This window comes from Rossellomorea vietnamensis NBRC 101237 (assembly GCF_001591825.1).
GTDB classification, from domain to species: domain Bacteria; phylum Bacillota; class Bacilli; order Bacillales; family Bacillaceae_B; genus Rossellomorea; species Rossellomorea vietnamensis.
On record NZ_BCVQ01000086.1, the window covers coordinates 1 to 8,510 of the forward strand.

The window sequence follows — 8,510 nt, forward strand, 5'->3', positions numbered from 1 at the left end:
TCGACAAGAATTATAATAACATGGTGTATAAATGGAGTCAAGGATATTTCAAAAAAAAATTAAAAAGAAGTCTCACGGAGGAACGCGAGACTTCTTTTTGCTGATAAAAACGTTTTATTTAATGACTTCCACTCCACCCATATATGGACGAAGGGCTTCGGGTACGATGACACTGCCATCCTCCTGCTGGTAGTTTTCCAGGATGGCTGCTACTGTACGTCCGATCGCTAATCCAGAACCATTTAACGTATGCACATGTTCAGGCTTTGCGTTCGGCTCTCTTCTGAAGCGGATGTTGGCACGTCTCGCCTGGAAGCTCTCAAAGTTACTGCAAGATGAAATCTCACGGTACGTCCCGTAACTCGGGATCCATACTTCAATATCGTACTTCTTGGCTGCTGTGAAGCCCAGGTCCGCTGTACACATAGATAATACGCGGTACGGTAGGCCAAGCAGCTGAAGAACTTTTTCAGCGTGACCCGTCAATTTCTCTAACTCATCATAAGAGTCCTCAGGCTTCACAAAGCGTACCAGCTCGACTTTGTTGAATTGATGCTGACGGATCAGCCCTCTTGTGTCACGTCCTGCAGATCCAGCTTCAGAGCGGAAGTTGGCGCTGTATGCCACATAGCTTACAGGCAGTTCGTCAGCCTTCAGGATCTCATCACGATGATAATTCGTCACAGGCACTTCTGCCGTCGGAACCAGGAAGTAGTCCTCGCTCTCGATTCTGAAAGCATCCTCTTCAAACTTTGGAAGCTGACCTGTTCCTGTCATACTCGCTCTATTCACAAGGAATGGAGGGATCATTTCCGTATAGCCATGCTCATCCATGTGAAGGTCCATCATGAAGTTGATGAGGGCTCTTTCAAGTCTTGCTCCAAGTCCTTTATAGAAAACGAATCGGCTTCCCGTCACTTTTCCTGCACGTTCGAAATCAAGAATTCCAAGTCCTGTTGCAACATCCCAGTGAGGCTGTGCTTCGAAATCGAATTCCCTGACCTCTCCCCATTTACGAGCTTCGATATTATCATCTTCGGTTTCCCCTACAGGTACAGATTCATGAGGAATGTTTGGAATAGAAAGAAGGATACGCTCTAACTCTTCTTCGATGCCTCTTAGCTCATCATCCAGCTTTTTAACCATGGCCCCGACTTCGCGCATTTCCACAATCATATCTTGAGCATCTTTTTTCTCTTTTTTCAGCTCGGCAATTTGTTGAGATACATCATTACGCTTGCTCTTGAGATCTTCACTTTCCACAAGGAGCTCTCTTCTTCTCTTATCGAGCTCTTCAAACTTACCGAAGTCCTCCAGGTTCTCACCGCGGTGCTGAAGTCGGGCTTTTACATCTTCCAGATTGTTACGTAAATACTTAATGTCTAACATGCAGTTTCTCTCCTTTTTATAAAAATATAAAAAACCCCCATCCCTGGTAAAAGGGACGGAGGTTTCCGCGTTGCCACCCTAATTGAAGACGCTTAGCATCTTCCTCTTAAGAGATGGTAACGGAATCACCGAAAATACCTACTTCATTCAGTACTTCACTCAAGGATGGATTCGTAAAGCTCCTGCATCGATTCTCACCGGCCATCGACTCTCTTTAGCAAGGTTTCTTTACTACTATTTCCTATCAACGATTTAAATTTTTATTGGTTATTTCATAATCTACTACAATGTTTTCCATTTTGCAATAGAATTATGCGATTGTTTTTTCCATGCTTTCTTTCACCATTTCAACGAAAAATGCAGTCAGACGATGATCATCCGTCAATTCAGGATGGAAAGAGCAGCCGAGGAACTGTCCGTGGCGGGCAAGCACGATACGCTCGTTATGCTTCGCCAGGATTTCAACATCTTCTCCCGCTTCCACGATATGAGGCGCACGGATGAAGACGGCATTGAATCCTTCTCCGACATGGGCAATCGAAAGGTCCGCTTCAAAGCTTTCCTTCTGACGGCCAAATGAATTACGCTCCACCGTCACATCCATCACCCCAAGATGAGGCTCTTCATAACCGACAACATGCTTCGCTAACAGAATCAAACCGGCACATGTTCCAAAGATCGGCTTCCCTGCTGCTGCGAATTGTCTTAACGGCTCCATAAAGCCATAACGGTCAATCAGCCTTCTCATGGTGGTACTTTCCCCGCCAGGCATGATGAGCCCCTGAATCTCTTCCAGTTGCTCTACACGCTTCACGACGATCGCCTTGGCACCTGAGGCTTCAATGGAACGAACATGCTCCCTGACGGCACCTTGAAGTCCTAATACACCGATGTTCAACATAGAATCACACCTTACCATCCACGATCTTGCATACGGTTTTCAGGGAGGATAGAAGAAATTTCTACACCCTTCATGGCTACACCAAGCTCTTTAGATAGTTCTGCGATCAACTTGTAATCCTGGTAGTGAGTAGTCGCTTCTACAATCGCTCTTGCGAATTTTTCAGGGTTCTCTGACTTGAAGATACCAGAGCCTACGAATACTCCGTCAGCCCCGAGTTCCATCATAAGAGCCGCATCAGCTGGTGTAGCAATTCCGCCTGCAGCAAAGTTTACAACAGGTAAACGACCGTTTTCTTTAATTTCTAACAATAATTCGTATGGTGCTCCCAGTAACTTCGCTTCTGTCATGATCTCATCTTCATTCATGCTCACTAGCTTACGTACTTGAGCATTCACTTTACGCATATGACGAACCGCTTCAACGATGTTACCTGTTCCAGGCTCACCCTTTGTACGAAGCATAGATGCCCCTTCACCGATACGGCGGGCAGCTTCACCTAAATCACGGCATCCGCATACGAAAGGAACCGTGAAATCTCTTTTATTTAAATGGTACTCTTCATCAGCGGGCGTCAATACTTCACTTTCATCAAGGTAGTCAACACCCATTGATTCAAGAACTCTCGCCTCAACGATATGACCGATACGGGCCTTTGCCATTACAGGAATCGAAACAGCACCCATCACTTCTTCAATAATACGAGGATCTGCCATTCTTGCCACTCCACCTGCAGCACGGATGTCTGCTGGGACACGTTCTAAAGCCATTACCGCAACTGCACCCGCAGCTTCGGCAACTTTTGCCTGCTCTGCATTGACAACGTCCATGATAACGCCGCCTTTTTGCATTTCAGCCATACCTCTTTTTACACGATCTGTACCAGTCTTCATATCTATATCCCCCTTATATTTATCCCTTGCCTGCCCCACAACTTCCCAAAAAAGGAAGAAATCGTGACTAAAACAATCGGAATGATTATGTAACCCTACTGCTAAATAAACAATAAAAATGGGCTTATGTCAAGACGAAAAGCGGAGGGGCTCGTTCTGGGGCGACAAGCATTTCATGGAAATAAGATATACCTTCCATATAGAGACCCCTCCAATATTTCAAGTATAAAAAAAACACCAGGACTCATCAACTTGAGCCTTGGTGTTTATTATAAATTAGAACCAGCCTTTAACCGTAGAAGTAATGGAATCCCAGATATCTCCGAAGAAACCACCGACGGCTCTCATGGAAAGGACGAACCAGTTCGCTTTCTCGACACCATCCACTGTCACAACAGATGCCTTTGAAGCGTTCGTTCCTTTATCCGTAAGATAACCTAAATCTTTTTTGCCTTTAGCTTCCAGCATGACATACCCAACTTTTTCCCCTTCTTTAACAGGAGCGGTCAGTTCGCCATCATCATTCAACTTTTTCTTATCCAACACAAACTTAGGCTTGTATTGATCTTCTTCACCGTTCTTAACCACCATGCTTAATGGAGAATCGGTTTTGATTTGAACTTCTTTTTCTTTTCCTTTTTGAACTGAAAGTGTTTTATGTCCTTTTACTTTGTAGTCAGCAGGAAGGACTTCTTCCATTGTGAAATTAGTAAAGGCGTAATCTAACATTTTTCTTGTTTCATTAAACCGTGCGTCATAAGAATTCTCACCAGAGCTGATATCCACGTTCATCACCACTGTAATATAACGCATTCCATCCCTTTCAGCTGTTCCGGTAAAACATCCACCCGCAAAATCAGTCGTACCGGTTTTCAAACCGTCCATACCTTCATATTCACGAATTAATCCAGGCAGCATCCAATTCCAGTTTTTCATATTGAAAGCATCTTCAGTGCCTTCGGCGAATGTTTTCTTCGCGATTTTTGATGTCTCAAGGATTTCAGGGAAATCTTTCATCAATCGATAAGCAAGCGTTGCGGTATCTTTCGCAGACATCACATTTTCTTCATCTGCTCCACCGACCACTTGATCCACATAAGGAGCTAAATCTTTATTATTCAATCCAGTCACATTGACAAATTTATAGTTTTCCAAGCCCAGTTCTTTGGCTTTATCATTCATCATTTGAACAAACTTTTCTTGAGAACCGGCTACAGTTTCAGCGATAGCCATCGCTGCAGCATTTGCAGATTCGATCGCCATTGCCTCATACAGATCTTTAATTTTATATGTTCCCTCTTCTCTTAAAGGAACATTACTCAAATTATCATTATGGGACATATTCGAAATTTTTGTTGGAACCGTGTATGTCTGATCCCATTTCACTTTTCCTTCTTTAACCGCTTCAAGTAACACGTATTCCGTCATCATCTTCGTCATACTTGCAATGCCTTGAGCTGTATCGGAGTTCTTTTCATACAGAATCTTACCAGTACTTGCTTCTACTAAAATCGCAGCTTTTGCGTTTACGTCCAAGTCACCTTGAGCATTTGCAGGTTTCTGCACCATACTCATTGCCATCATAAAAACCATCATACAAACAAAAGATTTTTGAATCCAACTTCTTTTCACTGTTAGCCCTCCAAGATTTTATGTACACCTCCGTTATTTTAACATAGTTCCAAAGGTAAGAATAGACAGAGAATATGACTAGTTTTGGCATAGGTCAAGGGACTTGCGGCCTCTAAAAAAAGGCGGAGAATAACCTTTCTTTCACATTAAAAAAAGCTGACCAGGAAATTCTGATCAGCTTTTGTCATTATTTTCTTATAAAGAGTAATTTGGTGCTTCTTTCGTAATCTGAACATCATGGGGGTGACTTTCACGAAGACCGGCACCTGTCATTTTGATGAATTGTGCCTTTTCTCTTAAGTCGAATAAGTCTTTCGTTCCACAATACCCCATACCCGAACGCAAGCCTCCGACCAGCTGATACAATGTATCTGCTAACGGCCCTTTATAAGGAATACGCCCTTCGATGCCTTCTGGAACGAACTTTTTCGCTTCCTCTTGGAAATAGCGGTCCTTTGATCCTTTTTCCATGGAGCTGACAGAACCCATCCCTCTGTATACTTTAAAGCGGCGACCTTGGAAGATTTCCGTTTCGCCAGGGCTTTCAGATGTACCTGCCAATAAGCTTCCAAGCATGACGGCATGTCCTCCGGCTGCCAGGGCTTTCACGATATCACCGGAGTACTTGATGCCTCCATCGGCGATGATGCTCTTCCCATGCTTTCTTGCTTCCGTTGCACAATCATACACAGCGGTAATTTGTGGAACACCCACACCTGCAACCACGCGGGTTGTACAAATCGAACCAGGTCCGATTCCCACTTTGACCACATCTGCACCTGCTTCAATCAATTCTCTTGTCGCTTCAGCCGTCGCTACATTACCTGCAACGATATTTAACGTTGGATAAGCTTCACGTATTTCACGAACAATAGAAAGGACTCCAGCGGAATGACCGTGAGCCGTATCGATCACGATGACATCCACATGGGCTTTAACCAAATGTTCTACACGAGTTAATGTGTCCTTGGAAATACCAACTGCTGCTCCCACTAATAAACGCCCTTGAGCATCTTTAGCCGAATTCGGGAACTCGATGACTTTCTCAATATCCTTGATCGTAATCAATCCTTTAAGTGTTCCTTCTTGATCGATCAAAGGCAGCTTTTCAATCTTATATTGCTGAAGAATTTTTTCCGCTTCTTCTAGGGTAGTGCCGACTGGAGCCGTTACAAGATTCTCCTTCGTCATGACATCCGAAATCTGGATCGAATAATCCTGGATGAAACGAAGGTCGCGATTCGTTAAAATCCCGACAAGCTTCTGTTCTTGCTCGTTGTTCACAATCGGAACACCGGAAATTCTATATTTGCCCATCAAGTGCTCTGCAGAAAAGACTTGATGATCCGGAGTTAAAAAGAATGGATCAGAGATAACTCCACTTTCGGAACGTTTTACTTTATCGACCTGTTCAGCTTGCTGTTCAATACTCATATTCTTGTGGATGATACCGAGTCCACCTGTTCGAGCCATTGCAATCGCCATTTCGGCTTCGGTTACGGTATCCATCCCTGCACTGATGATCGGAACATTCAGCTTGATTGATTCCGTTAATTCAACAGAGATGTTGACATCCTTTGGTAGCACCTCTGATTTAGCTGGTAATAATAACACATCGTCAAACGTTAAACCTTCTTTAGCAAATTTAGAATCCCACATGTTTTCGGCCTCCCTAGTCCCAAAATATTATTAGTAGGTTATCAATTGGTTAAAATACTGTCAAGAAGAATAGGATTAATTTAACTTTTCAGAATAATTAGAAGGTGATCTCTTGAACGAAATACATCAGCACTGGGACTTCATTCACTATTTTCAATCAGCCGAATACTCCCAGAAGTTTCTAAAAAAGTGTTACGAGAAACTGGGGTCCATTCAAGCTGAAGTAAAGAGTTATGACAACTGTTATCCATTCATGTATTACCTGGAACAAGGAGAACTTTATTATAAACAAGCCATGATGTCTCCTTTTTCACTAAAGCCCATATTGCTTTTTTATGGATACATTCATTTCATTAAAGCGATTGTCCTGACAGAAGATCCGGAATACCCTGAAACAACTACCGTTCTTGCTCATGGGATTACCTCAAGAAAAAGAAAGAAGCAGCAGTACAGGTTTCTACAGGATGAGGTAAAGGTTCAGAAAAACGGGCTCTTTTCACATTTTTCGGACCTCGTGTTCCACGTGAAACATATCATCGGAGAAAAATATAAAATGGAAGATCTGCTCGTCCAAATACCTGAACTTGAAGAAGCCTTTCTTATTCTACTCAAAAAGAAAACCATGTTCTGGTTCACCAATAAAAACGAACTGACGATCGACGAGTCCTTACTCTCCCACTTTCATATGTCCGGGTCTTTATTTAAACAATACCTGAACGAAAAAATAACGGGGGATTCACTTTCTATTACAGAGGACACGCTGCACACAACCAGCGCGGAGGAACAACTACCTGTCAGATGGCATTTAAACAAAGACCGGTTGGCACTGCCAGGAATTCGAAACGAGGCATCCGGCATACCTGAAGTGCTCATCCACTATGCCATATTATACAATCTAAGCATGATTGCCCGGTACGAAACCGAATGGTGGGTGGAACTATTAAAAAACCGAACGAATGAAGACTATCCAATCATTACGACGTTTCTCAACGTCACAACAGAAAAGTCACCCTATCTGTTACTCAAGATTCTTAAGGATAAAACATAGGAGAAAGAGAAAGGCCGAGCCTTTCCTCTTTCTCTATTCAGCCTGAAGTAACTTTCTAATGTCATCCTCAATTTTACGAGGATTGGTTTGCGGTGAATACCTGTCGAATACCTCACCATTTTTCCCAACGAGAAACTTAGTGAAGTTCCATTTAATATTTGAAAGAAGGACACCCTTTTTCTCCCGGGTTAAGAACGTGAACAATGGGTGAGCTTCCTTCCCCTTTACGTCCACCTTCGCAAACATCGGGAATGATACTCCGTAATTCACCTGACAGAACTCCATGATTTCATCCTGATTATCAAATTCCTGGTTCATGAATTGATCACACGGAAATCCCAGTACGACAAGCCCTTTCTCTTTGTACTCTTCATACAGGCCCTGAAGCTCTTCAAATTGGGGCGTAAAGCCACACTTACTTGCTGTGTTCACAATCAGCATGACCTTCCCCCGGTACTCGTCCAGCGACGTCACAGACCCATTCGCTCTCTTAACAGTGAAATCATAAATTGTCGTCATGTTTTTCTCTCCTTGTTTATACTCTTAATTAAATAATACGTTAGGAGGTTGGGGGATAGCAATTTTGAATGGGTGTCGGGAGGGGGATGTTGGTGGGTGGGTTGGATAAGTGTTTGCTTAGTGGTCAGATGACTGATATCTGATCTCGTACATCTAATAGATTGGCTACTAGGATAAAGAAAGTTTTATAATTCTATTGTATCTTGAAAAACACTTAGATTCAGTGTATTTAGAACCATAAAATGTTTCCTTGGTTAGCATAAGTCTTAAGATTGCAAGATTACTAGCCTTTTTTTAAGGACTTCGTAACCGAGAGAATAGGAAGAGAAGTTAATTGCGTCATTTACGGAAGTGATTGCGTCGTTTTTTCTTTTTATGCGTCTTTTACCTTTTAATTCCATACCCTCTCGTTCCTCCCTACCTTCGCACTGCGGTCCAGGAGAGATCTAATAAAACAATTATGTTCTTT

The 8,510-nt window shown here is 42.9% G+C and carries 7 protein-coding genes and 1 other annotated feature; of the genes, 1 reads left to right on the forward strand and 6 read right to left on the reverse strand.

All coding sequences use genetic code 11. The features are described 5' to 3' along the window. Positions 1-114: 114 nt before the first annotated feature. From serS to guaB, 5 genes are all read right to left on the reverse strand, one after another. Positions 115-1,389 (reverse strand): serine--tRNA ligase, encoded by a 1,275-nt coding sequence (serS, locus tag BVI01S_RS21515; protein ID WP_061811514.1) that lies wholly within the window; start codon positions 1,387-1,389, stop codon positions 115-117. A gap of 48 nt (positions 1,390-1,437) precedes the next feature. After that, positions 1,438-1,646: a binding site (T-box leader), on the reverse strand. A gap of 53 nt (positions 1,647-1,699) precedes the next feature. Further along, on the reverse strand, positions 1,700-2,290 hold the full coding sequence (pdxT, locus tag BVI01S_RS21520; RefSeq protein WP_034766101.1) for a pyridoxal 5'-phosphate synthase glutaminase subunit PdxT: 591 nt from the start codon (positions 2,288-2,290) through the stop codon (positions 1,700-1,702). 11 nt (positions 2,291-2,301) lie between these two features. Continuing rightward, complete coding sequence (gene pdxS / locus BVI01S_RS21525; RefSeq protein WP_061811515.1) at positions 2,302-3,183, reverse strand: pyridoxal 5'-phosphate synthase lyase subunit PdxS; 882 nt, start codon at positions 3,181-3,183, stop codon at positions 2,302-2,304. Between the two features lie 276 nt (positions 3,184-3,459). Further along, the gene (locus tag BVI01S_RS21530; RefSeq protein ID WP_061811516.1) at positions 3,460-4,815 is read right to left on the reverse strand and encodes a D-alanyl-D-alanine carboxypeptidase family protein; all 1,356 of its coding nucleotides are present in this window, start codon (positions 4,813-4,815) and stop codon (positions 3,460-3,462) included. A 195-nt stretch (positions 4,816-5,010) separates the two neighbouring features. Continuing rightward, positions 5,011-6,474, reverse strand: a complete 1,464-nt coding sequence (gene guaB, locus BVI01S_RS21535; RefSeq protein WP_034766096.1) for an IMP dehydrogenase — start codon at positions 6,472-6,474, stop codon at positions 5,011-5,013. Positions 6,475-6,586: 112 nt separating this feature from the next. Between guaB and BVI01S_RS21540 the strand changes: the two genes are divergently transcribed. Beyond that, on the forward strand, positions 6,587-7,522 hold the full coding sequence (locus tag BVI01S_RS21540; protein WP_061811517.1) for a YaaC family protein: 936 nt from the start codon (positions 6,587-6,589) through the stop codon (positions 7,520-7,522). 33 nt (positions 7,523-7,555) lie between these two features. Here BVI01S_RS21540 and BVI01S_RS21545 read toward each other — a convergent pair whose 3' ends face one another. Next, on the reverse strand, positions 7,556-8,041 hold the full coding sequence (locus BVI01S_RS21545) for a glutathione peroxidase (protein ID WP_061811518.1): 486 nt from the start codon (positions 8,039-8,041) through the stop codon (positions 7,556-7,558). Between the last annotated feature and the right edge of the window lie 469 nt (positions 8,042-8,510).

Bases quoted from the DNA above. Each gene is read 5' to 3' on its own strand.
- serS (WP_061811514.1), bottom strand. From the start codon at position 1,389: ATGTTAGACATTAAGTATTTACGTAACAATCTGGAAGATGTAAAAGCC.
- pdxT (WP_034766101.1), bottom strand. From the start codon at position 2,290: ATGTTGAACATCGGTGTATTAGGACTTCAAGGTGCCGTCAGGGAGCAT.
- pdxS (WP_061811515.1), bottom strand. From the start codon at position 3,183: ATGAAGACTGGTACAGATCGTGTAAAAAGAGGTATGGCTGAAATGCAA.
- guaB (WP_034766096.1), bottom strand. From the start codon at position 6,474: ATGTGGGATTCTAAATTTGCTAAAGAAGGTTTAACGTTTGACGATGTG.
- BVI01S_RS21545 (WP_061811518.1), bottom strand. From the start codon at position 8,041: ATGACGACAATTTATGATTTCACTGTTAAGAGAGCGAATGGGTCTGTG.